The organism is Rhizobium sp. WSM409 (assembly GCF_057653825.1).
On record NZ_CM172794.1, the window covers coordinates 1931442 to 1949408 of the forward strand.

Genomic DNA, 17967 nt, shown 5'->3' on the forward strand with positions numbered 1-17967 from the left:
ACCAGCAGGCCTCAGACAGGGGACAAGCATGAACCTGCTGCCCCAGGCCCGCAAGTACTAAACAAGTGGCGGATCTGGCGACAGCTTCGGTAGCTTGAGAACGGTGATCTGCGGGCTGCAGCATCGCACGGCTTGCTTTTGGCGTGTTCGAACCGGCCGCTACTGCCGATCGGTGCCGGCGAGCCTCGCGACCCGGCAGTGAAGGAGCACCGGCCGGTCCGTGTCGATCATCTCCTCGATCCTGGCGTCGAGTTCGGTAGGGCTCTCGCAACGAAGGCCGACGGCGCCATAGGCTTCCGCGAGCTTGGTGAAATCGGGCAGTGAGGCCGAATAGGAGCGCGATCGACCACTGCCATCCGGCACTTGACCCCATTCTCGCGCCATGCCCGGATGCTCATCGCTCAAGATGAAGATCTTGATCGGCGCTTGATGCTGTATCGCCGTCGACAGCTCTTTCATCGTCGTTTGCACCGAAGCGTCGCCGGCAATGTCGATGACAAGGCGCCCAGGATTTGCGAGCTGCGCGCCCAGCGCGGCAGGAAGACCGAAGCCCATCGCCCCCAATCCACCTGACGTAATCCAGCGATTGGGTTTGTCGAAGCCGAAGAACTGCGCCACCCACATCTGCTGACCGATCTCCGTGGCGATGATGGGGTCGTGCGGCTTTGTCAGCGCATGCAGACGCTCCAGGGCATGTTGCGGCATGATTGCATGGTCCAGCCGCTCGTAGGAAAACGACTGGTGGGCTCGCCAATGATCGATCTGCAACCACCACGCCCGCAACCGCTTCTGGTCGGGGACGGTGGAAAGCGACCGCCAGGCATGGATCATGTCCGCCAGCACATGCGCGGCGTCGCCCTGAATGCCGATGTCGACAAGAACGCGTTTGTTGATCGACGAGGCATCGATATCGATCTGGATCTTCTTCGAGTGAGGCGAAAACTCATGCACGCGCGAGATCGCAAGGTCGTCAAACCGCGCGCCGATGGCGATCATCAGGTCGCAGTCGGCAATTGCCATATTGGCTTCATGCGATCCGTCCTGTCCGGCGACCCGCAGCCAGTTCGGCCCGGTAGCGGGGTAGGCTCCAAGCCCCATGATGGTGGACGTTACGGGAAAGCCGGTTAGGTCGACGAACTCGCGCAACAATCGCGATGCCTCCGGTCCGGCGTTGATGATGCCGCCGCCGGTATAGATGATGGGGCGTCGGGCTTCGGCCATCAATGCGACAGCCGACCGGATCGCGTTCTGATCGCCTTGCATTGCCGGCTGGTAGCTCGGCAGCGGACCTACCTTGTCAGGTGAGACGTAGATGCCGCTGGCAAACAGCACGTCCTTTGGCATGTCGACGAGAACAGGGCCGGGCCGACCGGCCGCCGCGATCCGGAAAGCCAGATGGATCGTTTTGGCCAGATCGTCGATGTGTTGGACCAGGAAATTGTGCTTTGTGCAGGGGCGGGTGATGCCGACCGTATCGCATTCCTGAAAAGCGTCCGTGCCGATCAGACTTGTCGGCACCTGGCCCGCGAGGCAGACGAGGGGAACGGAGTCCATAAGGGCATCCTGCAGCGCCGTGACCGCATTTGTAACGCCTGGTCCTGATGTCACCAGCATGACGCCGACTTTTCCCGTCGAGCGGGCATAGCCCTCGGCTGCGTGTCCGGCGCCTTGCTCATGGCGCACCAGGAAATGTTTGATGTCCTCCTGTTGGAAGATTTCGTCATAGATCGGCAGCACCGCGGCGCCTGGATAGCCGAAAATGTGTTCGACACCGTTGTCGCGCAGCGCTTGCAGAACGATCTCGCCGCCGTTCATGCGACGATCAGAGGGGTTGTTTAGAGAAGAGTTGGCTGTCTCGCCGGTCATATCTGGGTTCCGTCGTGAGTGAGGTGATAGTTGCGACGGGGCATAAAAAAAGGCCCCGTCAGGGACCTGTTTTCGGCGCATGGGTGGCTATTGCCGGACGATCAGACCGTCCTGCCCATGCGCGATATCACGACTACGAGAACCATTGCGATTTTCATGGGCGATAGAGCTACCTCCGAATCTACACGTCGTCAACGACGTCTCTGCGTAGATTGTATCTGCAGTTGAGAATATTTGAGATCGGTAGGGTAGCCAGTGACGAGGCAAGGGCAGGGGCGATCCGTTCGCCAGCCTATCTGGCCCGGCGCGAACCCAGGTTCTATGACGAGGTATGGGCGCCATCGAGGATCTGCCGCGCCTCGGCCCGCGGCGCGGCGACGGAATGACGCTTAACGAGCGAGCATTCGAGCTTCGCGATTGGATAGCGCTTGCCCGGTATACTTTCCGGGTTGAGATGTTCGATCGCCCATTGCCCCATGGCAAGATGTGGAAGGACCGAAGTCGTCAGCGGCGGTACGAGATGTCGTGAAATTTCTTCGTCGTCATAACCCACCACCGACATGTCCTGGGGAATGCGAAGCCCTGCATCCTTGAGCGCTTCGTAGCACCCGATGGCAGTGCGGTCGTTCTGGCAGAAGATCGCGGTGGGCGGCTCTTTCAGAGCAAGCAGTTTCATCGTGGAGGCATAGCCGGCACTGGCCGACCAGTCGCCTTCAATGACCAATTCAGGATCGAAGGGTATATCGGCGGTCGCCAGGGCGCGGCGATATCCCGTCAGCCGGTCCTGCGCAGCCTGCATCCAGATTTCGCCGGTGATCGTCGCGATGCGGTGGTGTCCGTGCGTGATCAGGTGCCGGGTGGAGCTCTGCCCTCCGGCGATCTCGCTCGGCACCACGGCGGGAAAGGCATGGTCGGCCGTATAACAGTTCAGCAGGACCGTCGGGATGTTGAGCTCGCAGACATAGGAGGGAAGCTCTACCTGGCGGGTATAGATCGTCATATAAATGAGCGCCGATATGCCTCCGCTCGTCAACGCCTCGATTGCCTTCGGCTCCATGACGGGATCACTGAGCGTCTGGGTTACCAAAAGGACATTGCCGGCGTTCCAGGAGGCTTGCCGCGCGCCTTCGATCGCAACGATCGCTTCCGGGCTGGTGGCGAGCTGATCGACGGCGAAGCCGATGACGTTGTCCAGTCCCGAATAAGAGGCCTTCGTCGCGTAGGTCTTCTCCATGTAGCCGAGCTCGCGCGCCGCCTCCCATACGCGATCGCGCGTCTGCTGGGAGATACGGGTGCCGGGCGTGTCGTTGAGGACGAAGGAGACGGCCGCCTGCGAGCAGCCAGCTGCGGCGGCGATATCCATCATCGTCACACGCACAGGCTTATTCCTCTTTTGGGTCTTGGGTTTTCGCATTCGTGGAAACTGTCTCTGCTTCAGATAATGGGGCAGGGTGATTGATTGTCGTTTTCTGCTAATAGTATTAGCATCTATCTGAAAGCGTTGGCAATTGCATGAATTGCTTCAACACCAGCGGTTATTGGCAACTTCCAGTACGAAATTGCAGCCCTGACCACTGGGCGATGAAATGTTTCGATCTGCATTGATAATACTATTTACTAATTAAAATTCTTGTATACCGTCAGGGAGCGATCGGAACCTATGCCACTCGTCGCTTTGCGACGGCCCTGGGAGGGGGCGCATCCGGCCGGCCGTAAATCGGAAACGGGCCCGTGCAACTGCGGCCCCTCGGGAGGTGTATTATGAAACAGCTGAAACGCAATGCAGCCTTGTTTTTCGCCGGGTTGATGCTGAGCGCGGCGCCGATTGCCGTATCGCATGCTGCCGACAAGCCGACACTTGCATTTGTCGTCAATGGCGCATCCGACTTCTGGAAAGCCGCAGAGGCGGGCGTGAAGAAGGCGCAGGGCGAGATGCCAGACTACCAGATGGAGCTGAAGTATCCTGAGCAGGCATCGGTCGCCGTTCAGCAACGGCTTATGGAAGACTTGGTCAGTGCCGGCGTCAAGGGGGTGATGGTCTCCGCGGTCGATCCCAAGACCCAGACGGACGGCTTGAACAAGATCGGCTCGCAGACTGCTCTCTTCACGACCGATAGTGACGCGCCGCAGACCAACCGCGTCGCCTATATCGGCTCGTCTAATATCGATGCCGGCATGCAGGCCGCCGAGATCGCCAAAAAGGCGATGCCTGACGGCGGCAAATGCATCGGCTTCGTCGGCCTGCTCGGCGCCGACAATGCCAAGGAACGCATCCAGGGCATGAAGGACGGCCTGAAGGGCACGAAGATCGAGCTGACGGATGTCCGCGGTGACGATATCGACCAGACGCGCGCAAAGAAGAACGTCGAAGACGCGCTGGTGGCCAGCCCGGACGTCACCTGCATGGTCGGCTTCTACTCCTACAATACGCCGCGCATCTATGAGGCGCTGCGCGACGCCGGCAAACTCGGCCAGATCACCGTCGTCGGCTTTGATGACGATCCGATCACGCTCGGCGGCGTCAAGGAGGGCACGATCGCAGCGACCGTCGTGCAGCAGCCGTTCGAGTGGGCCTATCAGGGCATGAAGCTGATGGCGGCCTATCTCAAGGGCGACAAATCAGGCGTTCCCAGCAACGGCTTGATCATCATCCCGACGGTGATCATCGGCAAGGATGACGTTGACAAGTATGCCGCCAGCCTGAAGGCTATGTCTGGAAAATAACCCTCCTTCGCGGCGGCGGCACTTGCCGCTGCCGCGACTGACGTGTCGTGCCGACACAGCATTAGTTGCCATGGACAGGCGATGAACCACAGCTCTGACATCCCGTCACCGGACCCGCTTGCAACCCCGTTCCTTTCGCTTTCCGGCGTTGGCAAGACCTATCCGGGCGTCGTTGCGCTTGAGGGCCTGTCGATCGACATCATGCCGGGCGAGGTCATTGGCCTCGTCGGCGAGAACGGGGCTGGAAAATCGACCCTGATGAAGATTCTTGGCGGCGTGATCGCACCCGACCGAGGCACGATCCTGCTCGACGGCACAGAGCTTCGCTTCCTCACTGTGGAATCGAGTATCGCATCCGGCATCGCCTTCGTGCACCAAGAACTCAATCTCTTTGAAAATCTCGACGTTGCTGCCAATATCTTCCTGGGCCGCGAACCGCTCAAGGCCGGACCTTTCAAGCTCGTCGATCGCGATCGGCTGCGAGACATGGTGAAGCCGCTCTTGAAGCGGGTAGGGGCTCATTTTTCCGCCGACACACCCGTGGCATCGCTTTCCCTTGCCGAGCAGCAGATGGTGGAAATCGCCAAGGCGCTATCCATCAACGCCAGGCTCGTCATCTTCGACGAACCCACGTCCAGCCTGCCGCTGGCCGAAACCGAGCGGCTCCTGAGCATTATCAAATCGTTGAAAGCGGATGGCATCAGCGTAATTTTCATCTCGCATCGCCTCCACGAGGTTGAGCGCGTCGCAGACCGGGTCATAGTCCTGCGCGACGGCACGCTTGTGGGCACGCTCGCCAAGAAAGACATCGGCCACGACCAGATGGTCAAGCTGATGATCGGCCGGGTGCTTGCGGCCCGGACCGCAAAACCGCAACGCTCGGCTGGCTCGGTCGCGCTGAAGGCAAGCGGCGTGCGCACCGAGGCCTATCCCGCCCGCCCCGTTGATCTGGAAATCCGGTATGGAGAAATCATGGGGCTTGCAGGGCTCGTTGGGTCGGGCCGCACCGAGCTTGCAAAAGTACTCTTCGGCATCGACCGGAGCTACGGCGGAGCCATTCTGCAGGACGGGCGGCAAATTGCGATCAGGTCTGCCCGGGACGCCGTCGCTCGTGGCATTTTCCTGGTACCGGAGGATCGCAAGCGCAACGGCATACTTCTTGATTTCCCGATCGCCCAGAACATAACCCTTGCCGATCTCCCCAAGCTCTCCAACCGCTTCATGCTTTCTGCCGAGCGGGAGAGGGGAGCGGCCGAAAAGCAGCGTGTTCGCCTCGGTATCAAGGCGCCGTCGGTTTCGACGCGAACCGGCACTCTGTCCGGCGGCAACCAGCAGAAGGTGGTGCTTGCCAAATGGTTGTCGATGAGCCCGAAGGTGATGATCTTCGACGAGCCGACGCGCGGCATCGATATCGGCGCGAAGAACGAGATCTACGGCCTGATGCGAGCGCTTGCCGATGCCGGAGTCGCCATCCTGATGATCTCCAGCGACATGGAAGAGGTGATCGGCGTTTCCGACCGCATCGCCGTCATGCACGAGGGCCAGATCGCCGGCATATTGGAAGAGGACGAAATCAGCCAGGAAAGTGTCCTTTTGCTTGCTGTCGGCAAAAGGGTAAAATAGCGGCTGCGGCCCATAAATAAGTATCGGGGGATGGATCTCGAATGATCAAAAAAGATCTCGGACTGCTGCTTTTGATCGTCGTCGTCGGCATCGTCGTCGCCATCATCAACCCGCGCTTCCTCCTACCGATCAACCTGGCCAACACCGCCAACTTGATCGGCCTGTTCGGCATCCTGTCGATCGGCCAGGCCTTTGTCATCATTACAGGCGGTATCGAGCTTTCCGTGGGCTCGCTCGTTGCGCTTCTCGGTGTGCTGTTCGTCGATTTCATCGCGGTCCAGGATATGTCATGGATGCTGGCGCTGCCGTTCATTCTCGCACTCGGCGCGGTCATAGGCGCCGTCCACGGCTGGCTGATCACCCGGCTCAACCTGCAGCCCTTCGTCGTCACCCTCTGCGGCCTCCTGATTTATCGTGGGGCAGCGCGCTTCTACACGGCCGACGGAACGGCGGGCTTTGCTTTCGGCCAAAATTTCCCAGACCTCGAATTCCTGACCGCCGGACGGTTTTACGGCGTTCCCAACACCTTCATCGCACTCGTCATCATTGCCGTGGTCATGTGGATCATGCTGCATCGCTCTGTCTTCGGGCGTTATCTTTACGCGATCGGGAAGAACGAGGAGGCAGCCCGCTATTCCGGTATCCGTACCGGCCGCATGATCATGTCGGCCTATGTCATCTGCGGGCTGCTGACGGCGCTTTCGGCGATTTATTTCGCCATGTACACGCGCTCGATCTCGCCGGCGAGCCATGGCCAGTTCTACGAACTCTACGCGATTGCCGCTGCCGTACTCGGCGGCTTTTCGCTCCGCGGCGGCGAGGGGTCGATCGTCGGCGTCGTGCTGGGGACGGTCCTGCTCCAGGAGTTGCAGAATCTCGTCAACCTACTTGGTATTCCCTCGTCGTTGAATTTCGCTGTCATGGGTGGCGTGATCCTCATCGGCGTCCTGATCGACCAACAATGGCACGCGATCCGCGCAAAGCGCCGCCTCGTCTTTGCCGCCCGGCAGACCGAAACCCGTCTTTCGAACGAAGGCAGTTTGCCAGTGGTTGCCAATCAGGACTAGGTCAGTGGATGGGGCCATGCGTGTCGTGATCTTGCCCCGTTGAGACAATCCGTTTCAGGAGGGCAGCATCCGGCCATTCGCCAACGAGCGATCTTGCGGCGTTCATCCATATCGATCTGGGAGTAGGTGCGCTTCATGTCTCGTTCCTTGCAGGGATAAACCGTTGTTATCTATTGCAAGTCGCACTTCATCCTTGAACCCACCCCGGCTACATACATGTATCGCATAAGATAGATTATGGAACATGCAGCCTAATGAAATAGCCTCTCAGACCGCCGAAGATGCGGCTATCGCCGATTGGCATTACGATTTAGATATCAATGTGTTCGATGGCGAAGTTACGACTTCGGTAGAGTATGAATTCGAGATTTCCCGATGTACAATTGTCGAGATGTCTTGCCTGAGGCTGCGCGTCCAATTCGGCATTACACACATCAGGTTTGATTGAGAACAGTCAGCATGCCTCCGAAATCGATCAAGGAACCCTTCTCTTGCAAGAGCACAATCCGGGACTCCACCAGTTCCTTTAACTGACTACTCGTTGACTTGAACCCAAGCCCGCGCGCGACCGCATTCACCGCCTGATCTACGGTGGCCCCGAGGCTCGTTCTGATGACTGTGATAAGCCCTTCGTCAATTTCCATCGGCGGCAGCATTTCGATCCGACGCAGGCTGAGAGACGTGACGCCGCTACGATCTCTGAGCGTGATGTCCTTGTCCGGCCAAAGCAGAAACTCTCCGTCGCGCACGATCTCCTGAGAATTCTGGGCGATCGTGATCGCCGCGCCGACATGGGCATCGATCCGGTTTCCCGCCCGCTGAAGACCCCAGGCCGACCTGATGCGGGTGACGACCTCGTCCTGATGCACTGGTCCTTCTGCTCCGACCGTTTGCTTTACCAGCGCGATCACCACGCCGATCGGCGCTTCGTGAAGTTCGCCTACGATATTCGGTCGCAGCACGGCCTCCTGATACAAGGTTGCGCTCGAAATTTCGTCGACGATAACCGGCTGCAGACCAATCTCTGTAACGTCCGCACGTTCGATAGTGACGACCTCGACCGGTACCGCTCGCCTCGACAGGTGTTCCTCTGTTCCCGACCTGACGTCGGCCTTGGCCCGCTCGATGGCGGCAACGAGGCGTTCAAGTTCCGCTTTGGGCCTTTGGAACCAGTCTGCACTCCAGATGCGATAGATATTCCAGCCATGATCCTCGAGGACCGCCTGTCGAAGCCGGTCTCGGTCACGAGCCGAACGCGAGTCATGGTATGCGGCGCCGTCGCATTCGATCCCCAGAATATATCTGCCCGGTATCTGCTCGTCGGCCACCGCCAGATCTATGAAGAACCCGGCGATTCCAACCTGCGGATGGACCTGATAGCCCCTCTCCTTAAGCGCAGCCATGACCTGTTCTTCAAAGACGCTGTCCATCCCACGGTCGGTGCGCTGGGTCATCGAAAGCCTGCCCGTCCGAGCGTAATGGAGAAACAGTTTGAATGCGAAGACGCCTTTGCCTTTTCCACGTTCGAGATCGATGTCCTCGTCGGTGATCGAAGCGTATACCTCGCAGCGCCGCTTCGCGCGGCTGATAAGAACATTGAGACGACGTTCGCCTCCCTCGGCTCCCAACGGCCCGAAGCGCATGCTCATTGGCGCGCCACTTGGCCCCTTGGCATAGGCGACGGAAATGAGGATGACGTCGCGCTCGTCGCCCTGAACGTTTTCAAGGTTCTTGATGAAGAAAGGCTCGCTCGGATGCGAGTGGAAGAACTCCTCGGTTTCTGGGTTGAGGCGTCGCAGCAGTTCCAACTGGTCCTGGATCTCTCGACGCTGCTTGATGGAGAATGCCGCGACGCCGAGCGACAGGCTCGGCGATTGAAGCGCATGCCGTATGATCGCTTCGGCGACGACCTTAGCCTCTACCTTGTTGACGCCATCCTCGAAGACGCCGCCAGGCACATGCTGAAAGCGGAGGCCCATGCCCGCCTCGGCCGTATAAGGACTCGGTACAATGAAGAGCTTGTTATCATAGAACTGGCTGTTTGAGACCGCGATCAGAGACTGATGGCGGCTTCGGTAGTGCCATCGGAGCATCTTTTCCGGAAGGCCTCGGGCGGAAAAGAGTCCCAGGATACTTTCAATATCTGACACCTGAGCGCCGTCCTGGGCGTCGTCGTCATCCGACGTGCTGGAGGTCATTTTCGAGAAGAAACGGGTCGGCGGCAACTGACGCTCGTCCCCAACCACGACCACCTGTTTAGCGCGGGCTACCGCTCCCAACGCGTCTACCGGCTGAATTTGACTGGCTTCGTCCATGACGAGGAGATCGAACTGCAGAAGACCGGGCGGCAGGAACTGTGCTATGGAAAGCGGGCTCATCATGAAGACTGGCTTAAGGGCCTGTATCGCTACGGACGCGCGCTGCATGAGCTGGCGGATCGGCATGTGACCGCGACGGCGCGCCATCTCTCCCCTAAGGACTCCGACAGGACCGATCCCACTGACGGCAGGAATTCGTTTGTGGTGAGCGCGGACGACCTCAAGACGGGATAGCGCCATTCTGCTCCGGTCCAATGTCGCGAATTCGTTCACGAGTCGCCCGTGCACCTCGCCGTCGAAACGAGATAATTCGGGGTCGGCGGAATGCTGATGTCTGAGGATCCCTTCGTAGATCGCCATCTCCACATATGGCACGACGTCATCCGGCTTCACCCGCCCATCTTCGAGGCGTTCAACAACAAGACCGACGCCGGCGTTCGCAGCGTCTTCCGCTCTTCCGCGATAGGCGGCCCATTTGGATAGGTGCTCCTCGGTCTCGACCCATTTCGCGAGCTTTTGCGCGACCGTCGCAAGCTCCGTCTGTCCGATTTCGTGCGCGCCGAACACAATCGACACATCCGCCTTCAGGAAGCCGAGCAAAGCTTGGAGATCGTGTTGAAGGATCGCTCCTCTCGCCAATGCATCGCGAGCTTTCACAGCCACCGCGGGGCGGTCGGATACGCGCGAGCTTAGCAGGCGGATGTCGGAGTTGTGTGAAATCCACTCAGTCGTGCGAGACAGCAGCGACCAGTCCGACTCCGTCCCCTTCCAAAGCGGACCGAAGGAAGCCCGGCCGAGGGAGTCCAGCCGCTCCAGCGTGGATTTCAGGCCGCGCGCCAATGCGAGCAGCTTCAATAGCGCAAGACGGTGTGCGTTGGTTTCCGGAACAGAGCGGACCAGCGTCAGGAAGACCTTGTGGGCATCGGCGATTTCGCGGGCGAATTGCGATGTCTGTGTAAGCGAGACGCCATCTGGGCCTGGAGCGTCCGAAAACAAAACTGACGCCTTCTCACCAAGATCCTTCCATAGACTGAGCAGAAGACGTCGCGACTCGTCCAGCAGCGCCCTCACCTGCTCACAACGGCCCGCTACCGACGTCCTGTCGGAGAGACGGCCGGCTATCAACCGTGCTTCGACACCGACACCGCGCAGGCTTCGCATCCAAAGTACGAGGTTTTCAAGCGGCTTCGGGTCCGACTTTTCTCCGCGCCAGTCCGCTCCGAAAGCAGATCTGCCGAGGCTGTCGCCGTCCTTGATCGCAGCGCGGGCGCTCTTGCCCTTCTGGAGAAGATCAAGGATTCGAACAGTTTCGTCGGGCGAAGTCTCGTTGGGCATCACGCTGCGCAGAAGCGCCTTTGCCTTGCGCCACTCACCGCTCATGAACCTGAAGAGACGCTTGCCATGGACGGCGACCGCTGCCCGCACCTGCATAAGGTCGATATCCCAGGCCTGCTCAGAGATCTTGCCTTCAAGCTCGGCACGAATACGCCGAAAGTCTCCCACGGCCTCAGCGAGATCGGAGGCCTGGTCAAGGCCTCGTTCCCAGATGGCGGCAACGAAGGCGTCGGGGCTCGCGTCCGGGGCTTCGGCTACGCGCTGTCCGATGACGATGAGCCGATCAATCGATGCCAAGGTCGGAGAAGCATTGACGCCGAGCAGGGTACGCAACGCGCCCGCGCCCGCCAGGAAGCGCGGCAGCACAGACGCAAGCTGTTCGATCGTGGCAAACCCGCTTTGTGAGAAGTCTGCAGAAAGACGGACGAATTGCGTGGCAATCGGCTCCGGATCAGATTCCCATGCGGACGGCGTCATGCGGGCCGCGACTTCGGCCGCGTATGTCGAGAATTCGGCGCCGCCAACGACAAGATCGCGTACCCGATCCAGTTCGGTCGCCCATGCGTCGTTTGCCAATGCCTCCGAAGATATCTCCGAAGGACACGAGGCGACCCTTTCCGCGGTCGACGCGATGTCCATAAAGTTTGCCAGCGAGTGAGGCGATGATAGTTCGAGCGTCTGCGATACGTCATCCATCTGGCTGCGCAATTCAGCCAGTTCCGTGGCCGCCGTTTTCAATCTCGTCGTCAGACGTTCAAGATCGAGCGGGGTAACTCCGGTAAGCCCGACGCCGTACCACGGATGGTGCTTTGGCAGGCCGATGTCCTCGATGCGTTCAGCAAGTTCCGTCAGCAGCGCCTTCGCCCGCTCGCGCACCTCCGGCGTCCAGTCCGCAGCAACCGGCAGATCGATATCCGATGGAGCCATGCCCTCGCGACGCAGCCTTGCAAGGTGTCCCATGACTTGGAACGGGGAAAGCGAGTAGGGTTGATACACGCGGTGAATGCGTGCCGGATGGGCGTTAAGTAAATCGCGTGCGTCCGTGAGGCGCTGGTCGAGCGCACTGCCGGATTCCCCTTTGGGCGTGCCGAGCTCCCAAGTATGCTGCAGCTCTGCGAGGACGGCGCGCTTGTTCGCCTTGTTACTATGGAGTTCGAGGCAGGCTTCACCGACGCTCGCCTGGTCAAGGCGTCGTTTCACGACCTCGAGCGCCGCCATCTTTTCGGCTACGAACAGCACCGTCTTGCCGTCGGCGACCGCCGACGCGATAATGTTGGCGATTGTCTGGGATTTTCCCGTGCCCGGCGGGCCTTGAATGACGAGGTCCCTCCCTCGCCTGACTTCGTGGATCGCGGCCGTCTGCGAACTGTCGGCATCGACGATATGCGTCATCTCGGAAGGCGAAATGTGCTCGTCGATCTTGACGTCCTCGCCAAGCAGCTGTTCGCCGCCCTCGAAGCCATCGGAAACCAAACCGATGATGAGTGGCAGCTCGGTGAACTTGGCATCCTTAGGCCAGAGCGTGGGATCAAGGTCTCTGTACATGAGGAATTTGGCGAAGCTGAAGAAACCGAGCACGATGTCGTCGGGTTGGACGGACCAGTTTGGCTTCATCGAGATGCACGCCGCCACCTTCGCGGCGTAGTCCTCGAATGTGAAGTCGTCGCTCGCCTCGAACGCCGGCATTGAGATCTGATGGACACGGTCGAGAAAGGCCTCGAGGGAGAGGTTTGAAGCGAGGTCCTCCTGGCGCGCTCGAAGCTTGAAGCGCTCGGCTGCGCTGCCACGCTCCAACGACACCGGCACGAGGATGAGCGGTGCGTAGCGGACGTTCTCCGCATTGTTGGGATCGATCCACTTCAGAGTGCCCAGCCCGAGGAACAGGATATTCACCCCCTGCTCTTCCTCTAATGTCCGGGCATCGAAGTAAAGGTCCAGCAGACGCTTCTGGAGAGCATTTGGCGTCATGCGGGTCTGGAGCTTGGTGTCGCCATGACGGACAAGCCGACCGTCGCCGTCGCGCTCATCATCGTCCGGGAGCGCGAGTTCGATCAGTTCGTCACCGTCGCCGTCATCCTTGGATTCCCGCCCCTTCGCCCCCGCCAGGAAAGTCATGGTCCTTCCATCGGTCACAAGGATCCGAAACACTTCGGACGACTTCTCGTCGACAACGTCGATGGTTTTCGCACTTTTCGAAAAGCGGGGAACGTTCAAAAGGCGGTTGCGCGCAGAAAGGTCAAGTAGTTCGGTTCTGGCCTTTTCGATCTTGGCTTCTACGGACAGATTACTTTGAAAGATGGACGTTTCATTCTGCTCAGATGCGCCGTCTGCCATGTCGATCATATTCTCGCTCCCTGCTAACCTTTAGATGCAGTAAATCGATCAATCAGTCTAGCAGGACGTGTAGTCATGTTAGGTCAGTTGGCTCTTCCCGGAGAGCGATTCGTGCGGCCGGTGCCGCCGGTTGGCAGCAATGTTCGGGCGGCGAACGACATTGGAATGGACTCCCGGACGCTCCCTGCTGGCGCTGGCGGCGCGCAGTATGGGCGGAACCGCTGATGCGGCGAGCCGCCAGGAGGCCGCTCTCGGAAGTTTGAGACCAGACCTATGTGTTGCTTTGACGGGATTTGATGGAAAGCAAGCACGTGGGGCTCGCCGCGGCTATTCCTCAAGTGTCGAGATGACTTTCGATGGTCTTTGCAGCTCCGAGGCGGCGGCGGTTGCCGCTGCATCGGCGGGACCGCCGGAAACATGAACGGTCGGCGTTGCAAACTGGATGCCTTTTTCCGCGAATGTCTTCTTGAGCATGGCAAGGGCCTTTCGGCGAACGCCGAACTGTTCGCCGGGTTTGGTCATAAACTTCAGCCGTATCTGCACACCATAATCGGCCATCTGCTCGATCCCTTGCATTTTCAAGGGCTCGATGATGTTAGGCCCGAGTTCGGCATCCTCCAGAAGCTCAACGCCGATGCGCTTGATGGTCTTGCGGACCTCCTCGAGGTCGCTGTCATAGTTCAGGGTGAGCGTAATGATGTCGATGACCCAGTCACGGCTGAGGTTTTGCACCGCGCCGAGTTCGCCGAAGGGAACGATGGTGACCGGGCCGCGGTGATGGCGCAAGCGGATCGATCGCAGCGAGAAACCTTCGACCGTCCCCTTATATTTCGCCGCCTGGATGTATTCGCCGATGCGAAAGGCATCGTCGAACAGATAAAAGACGCCGGAGATGATGTCCTTGACGAGTGTTTGGGCACCGAAGCCGACGGCTATGCCGACGACCCCGGCGCCCGCCAGCAGCGGTCCGATCTGAATGCCAACGGCATCCAGGATCATCAGGAAGCCGACAGCGCCGATCGCCAGAAACAGCACATTGCGAAGAATGGGAAGGAGGGTATTCAACCGCTGACGCCGGCGTGCGTCGGGTCCCTCCTGATGCCCCGCCTGCACGCTTCGCGACGCCACCGCCATCTGACTGTCGATCAACGTGCTTGCGAGCTTCCAGATAACGTCGGTCACCAGCAGCACGATAACGATGCGGATTCCTGCGCGGATCAAACGCGTGGTCACCGTTTCGGCTGCGGCGAGATCACTGAGATTGACATTCCACGCGCGGGCAATGAGCAGCGCGGCGACCACGATGAGGCCGTTCCGCAGCGTTTGCATGATGACAACAGACCATCCGACGATGGCCGGATCCTCGACCGCCTGCCCCTCCCCGGATTGAATAATGCGCCGAATGATATCACGAGCCACCGCAACGGTAAGAGGCAGAAGCGTAATGATGACCACCGTCCAGAATGCCCCGTGGAGCCCGGACACCCATAACAGCCACGATACTATGATGCTCGCGCTGAAGCCGACACAGACCAGCCGGCTCACCGGCGGCCCGTCGGAACGAAAGTGCCGCAGCCAGATCATAACGATCAGAGCGATTGAAACGACACCGAGCCATGCTGCGGTAAAGAGGTCGACCAAGATGGGTGAAGCCCCGATCGTCCCGATCACTTCAATAGCGGCCCAGCCAGCCGCCAGCACAGCGACGATTCCGAGGAGCCAGTAGTACCAGAACCAGGCAAGTGAGGTGACCAACGTCAGAAGCCGCATATGCGGCAGGCGGGCGCCTGGTGCGATGACAATACGGCCCACGAGCACGCCAAGGCGCACCATGAGCGCCGCTGATAGCAGGATGAGGGCGATATCGCGAAACACGGCAGGCCATGGAAAGAGGATAAACGCGCCGAGACTTCCGATCAGGTAACCGACCAACGCCAGAAGACCCATTGAAAGCCGGGCGGCGTGGAGCCTGATCCGCTGCCGGACTGTGTCGGCAGGCGCGTTCAGCACGAAATGGAGCAGCCCTCGCCCTGACCACCAGGCAAGGCGCTGCGCAACGAACCCGCCTGCGACGAAGAGTATGACCGCCAAGATCAGGCCGACCGGTTCGATACGATCATCCGTTTGGAAGACCCGGATCGCCGACTGGATCTGCCCGGGAAGGGTCGGAACGGCACCGACGAGTGTGAGCAACCTCTGGCGCAAATCCTGTAGTGACGTTGCAATCGACGTCGGTGCCGCCTCTTGCGAGACTGCTACCGGCTGCGCCGGTTCCTGATTGCCCGGAACGATCCGATTAACCAGCGCTCGTCCGGAATCATCATTCGGCAATTCGATAATAACCCGGATCGGCGCCGAGGAATTGGTCGGCTCAGCCGCCGATGCGGGGTTTGCACTCGCCAGCAGAAGCGTTGAAAATACCACCGTCAGGAATGCGCACACTCCTCGGCGGGGATGACGGTCGTCGTTGATGCGCATATAGCCGTGGTCCCCGCGACGGTGTCGTCGCTTTTGCTGGGTTGGTCGAAACTTCGGACTTTGTGAAGCGTTGCACGACCAACGTCAATCGACGAACCCGTCTGGCGGACGCAGACTGCGAACCAAGGGCCGGACGGCTTTAAGACCGCAAGCTTCTGAAGGCCTCCCTGATCTCCTGACTGAAGAGTTCTGGCTCCTCCCAGGCGGCAAAGTGACCACCCTTGGAAGCGCGATTGTAGTAGATGAGCGTCGGATAGGCTTTCGACAGCCAATGCCTTGGCGGCTTGTAGACCTCGCCGGGGAACACTGTGACGGCGACCGGGACTTTGACGGCCGTAAGCTTGGCGCCCGACATGACGTTTTCCCAATAGATCCGACCGCTGGAGGGGCCGGTATTCGTCAGCCAGTACAGCGTGATGTTGTCGAGGATCGCATCCTCGCCAAGAGCCTGTTCGGGATCGCCGCGTGTATACACCCAGTCGGCGATCTTGTCGTAAAGCCAGGCGGCGAGGCCGACTGGAGAATCCGAAATGCCGTAACCGATCGTCTCCGGCCGTGTGCTCATGATCGCTGCGTAGCCGAAGCCGTTGTTGAGGAAGTCCCGAGCCTCGTCGAAGACGACCTTCTCATCCTGAAACAAGCTATCGGGAGCTGGCCCTCCATTTTTGAGAGCCTGCGCTGCGTCCGCTGGAAACGTCGTGGCGCGTTCGACCCTGTTGACGTGGATTGCGAGCAGCCCATCCGGCGCCTGGCGACCCAAGGCGTCGCTGATGATCGCGCCCCAGTCGCCGCCTTGCGAGACATAGCGGTCATAGTTCAGTCGCTTCATCAGCACGTCCCAGGCAGCCGCTATCCGCTGGGGGTTCCAACCTGTTGCTGGTGGTTTGCCGGAGAAGCCGAATCCTGGAATCGAAGGGATCACCAGATGGAAGGCATCCTCAGCCGTGCCGCCATGCGCCGTCGGATCCGTGAGCGGCCCGATGACATTAAGCAGCTCGAAGACCGAACCTGGCCAACCGTGGGTCATGATCAGCGGCAGCGCGTTTTCATGACGGGAACGGACATGGATGAAATGGATGTCCAGTCCGTCGACAGTGGTGAGAAACTGCGGAAATGTGTTCAATCTGCTCTCCGCCTTCCGCCAGTCGTAGGACGACTGCCAGCAGCGCACCAGTTCCTTCAGCCTGTCGGGCTGCACCCCCTGCGAGCGATCCATGACGGTTTCGCCGTCGGGCCACCGGGTCGCGGCAAGACGCCGCCTGAGGTCTGTAAGCGCCGCCTCGGAGACATCAACCTTGAACGGTCGGATCTCCTCGGACGCGACAACGACATCAGCGGCGTCGGACGCGCGCGGAAGGAGAACAGCGGTTATGCCGGCCGCGGCAAAGCCTGACAGCAGCGAGCGGCGCGATACGTCGCGGTGTTTCAAAACGTTCAGCATTGCCATGATGCCGTGTCCTTTCGTGATATCGAGGAGGGGAAAACGATGGCCCTGCCCCGCTTCAATGCCGAAAACGTCAGGCAGCGTCGGCGCCGGAACGAAAGATCAGAAACTTGTTGCCTTCCGGATCGCGAAAATATGCGCAGTAAGGACCCGCACCGTTCTCGCCACGCGGACCAGGAGCCCCTTCGTCCGAGCCGCCCCCTGCCAATGCCGTTGCATGGGCTTCGTCGACCTTTGAACGGGACGGAGCTTCGAAAGCAACCATTCCACCGTTGCCGACGGTGGCAGGGCGGCCATCGAACGGCTTGATGATGCCGAATTCGAGCGTGCGATGACCGTAGTAGATGGCTCGGTTAGGCTGGACGAGGACTCGTCCGATCCCGAACACGGCCAGAAGTCTGTCGTAGAATACCGACGCGGCATCCAGATCATTCGTGCCGACAGTGGCGTGGCCAGGGAGGCTGCGGACCTTGTCGGGGTCGGCTGCCAGCTGTCTGCTTTGGGTAATGTCGTTCATATCAGTTCTTCCTTATATTGTCGCGGCCGACGCTCTGCCTTCCGCACGCAAACGCCAACGAGCTGTCTCAAATCGGCGGCTGGTGAATATTTGGGCGGGTCGACGGCCGGCCGGCACCTCGGGAAAGTGAGAGGCACCCTCTCGTTCAGATGTCAGCCTTGGGCAGCGGGTTGCAGCGCTGCCGCCGTCGAGAGGGTTCCTCTCGCTTTCTCCGGCTACCGCGAGCTGACGCCGTGCCCAATTATTTGTGGAGACAGCCGG

9 protein-coding genes and 1 pseudogene are annotated in these 17967 nt (G+C 59.8%); 3 read left to right on the forward strand and 7 right to left on the reverse strand.

All coding sequences use genetic code 11. The features are described from left to right. Positions 1 to 159: 159 nt before the first annotated feature. Positions 160 to 1866, reverse strand: a complete 1707-nt coding sequence (gene ilvB / locus AC25BC_RS09780) for a biosynthetic-type acetolactate synthase large subunit (protein ID WP_113545077.1) — start codon at positions 1864 to 1866, stop codon at positions 160 to 162. A gap of 319 nt (positions 1867 to 2185) precedes the next feature. Beyond that, positions 2186 to 3280: a LacI family DNA-binding transcriptional regulator gene (locus AC25BC_RS09785; protein ID WP_041935526.1), complete on the reverse strand. Its 1095-nt coding sequence runs from the start codon at positions 3278 to 3280 to the stop codon at positions 2186 to 2188. 347 nt (positions 3281 to 3627) lie between these two features. On the opposite strand from AC25BC_RS09785, the gene AC25BC_RS09790 reads away from it, so the two are divergent. From AC25BC_RS09790 to AC25BC_RS09800, 3 genes are all read left to right on the forward strand, one after another. After that, positions 3628 to 4590, forward strand: coding sequence for a sugar-binding protein (locus AC25BC_RS09790; protein WP_012757474.1), 963 nt, complete (start codon positions 3628 to 3630; stop codon positions 4588 to 4590). Positions 4591 to 4671: 81 nt separating this feature from the next. Then, a complete protein-coding gene (locus AC25BC_RS09795) occupies positions 4672 to 6213 on the forward strand; it encodes a sugar ABC transporter ATP-binding protein (RefSeq protein WP_012757475.1) in 1542 nt (513 codons plus the stop codon). A gap of 41 nt (positions 6214 to 6254) precedes the next feature. Beyond that, the gene (locus AC25BC_RS09800; protein WP_012757476.1) at positions 6255 to 7280 is read left to right on the forward strand and encodes an ABC transporter permease; all 1026 of its coding nucleotides are present in this window, start codon (positions 6255 to 6257) and stop codon (positions 7278 to 7280) included. Between the two features lie 68 nt (positions 7281 to 7348). Here the strand turns inward: AC25BC_RS09800 and AC25BC_RS09805 are convergent. The 5 genes and pseudogenes from AC25BC_RS09805 to AC25BC_RS09825 all read right to left on the reverse strand — a co-directional run. Next, positions 7349 to 7417: pseudogene (locus AC25BC_RS09805) on the reverse strand (integrase catalytic region); the annotation flags it as partial. Between the two features lie 297 nt (positions 7418 to 7714). Further along, positions 7715 to 13276: a DUF3320 domain-containing protein gene (locus AC25BC_RS09810; protein ID WP_128439288.1), complete on the reverse strand. Its 5562-nt coding sequence runs from the start codon at positions 13274 to 13276 to the stop codon at positions 7715 to 7717. A 318-nt stretch (positions 13277 to 13594) separates the two neighbouring features. Further along, entirely contained in the window at positions 13595 to 15745 is a 2151-nt protein-coding gene (locus tag AC25BC_RS09815; RefSeq protein WP_012757480.1) for a mechanosensitive ion channel family protein, read from the reverse strand. A 139-nt stretch (positions 15746 to 15884) separates the two neighbouring features. Further along, positions 15885 to 17192: an epoxide hydrolase family protein gene (locus AC25BC_RS09820; RefSeq protein ID WP_128439289.1), complete on the reverse strand. Its 1308-nt coding sequence runs from the start codon at positions 17190 to 17192 to the stop codon at positions 15885 to 15887. Between the two features lie 70 nt (positions 17193 to 17262). After that, entirely contained in the window at positions 17263 to 17706 is a 444-nt protein-coding gene (locus tag AC25BC_RS09825; protein ID WP_012757481.1) for a VOC family protein, read from the reverse strand. Positions 17707 to 17967 lie beyond the last annotated feature (261 nt).

Excerpts from the sequence above, each read along its gene's own strand:
- AC25BC_RS09785 (WP_041935526.1), bottom strand. The coding sequence starts at position 3,280 with ATGCGAAAACCCAAGACCCAAAAGAGGAATAAGCCTGTGCGTGTGACG.
- AC25BC_RS09800 (WP_012757476.1), top strand. The coding sequence starts at position 6,255 with ATGATCAAAAAAGATCTCGGACTGCTGCTTTTGATCGTCGTCGTCGGC.
- AC25BC_RS09790 (WP_012757474.1), top strand. The coding sequence starts at position 3,628 with ATGAAACAGCTGAAACGCAATGCAGCCTTGTTTTTCGCCGGGTTGATG.
- AC25BC_RS09825 (WP_012757481.1), bottom strand. The coding sequence starts at position 17,706 with ATGAACGACATTACCCAAAGCAGACAGCTGGCAGCCGACCCCGACAAG.
- ilvB (WP_113545077.1), bottom strand. The coding sequence starts at position 1,866 with ATGACCGGCGAGACAGCCAACTCTTCTCTAAACAACCCCTCTGATCGT.
- AC25BC_RS09820 (WP_128439289.1), bottom strand. The coding sequence starts at position 17,192 with ATGGCAATGCTGAACGTTTTGAAACACCGCGACGTATCGCGCCGCTCG.
- AC25BC_RS09810 (WP_128439288.1), bottom strand. The coding sequence starts at position 13,276 with ATGATCGACATGGCAGACGGCGCATCTGAGCAGAATGAAACGTCCATC.
- AC25BC_RS09815 (WP_012757480.1), bottom strand. The coding sequence starts at position 15,745 with ATGCGCATCAACGACGACCGTCATCCCCGCCGAGGAGTGTGCGCATTC.
- AC25BC_RS09795 (WP_012757475.1), top strand. The coding sequence starts at position 4,672 with ATGAACCACAGCTCTGACATCCCGTCACCGGACCCGCTTGCAACCCCG.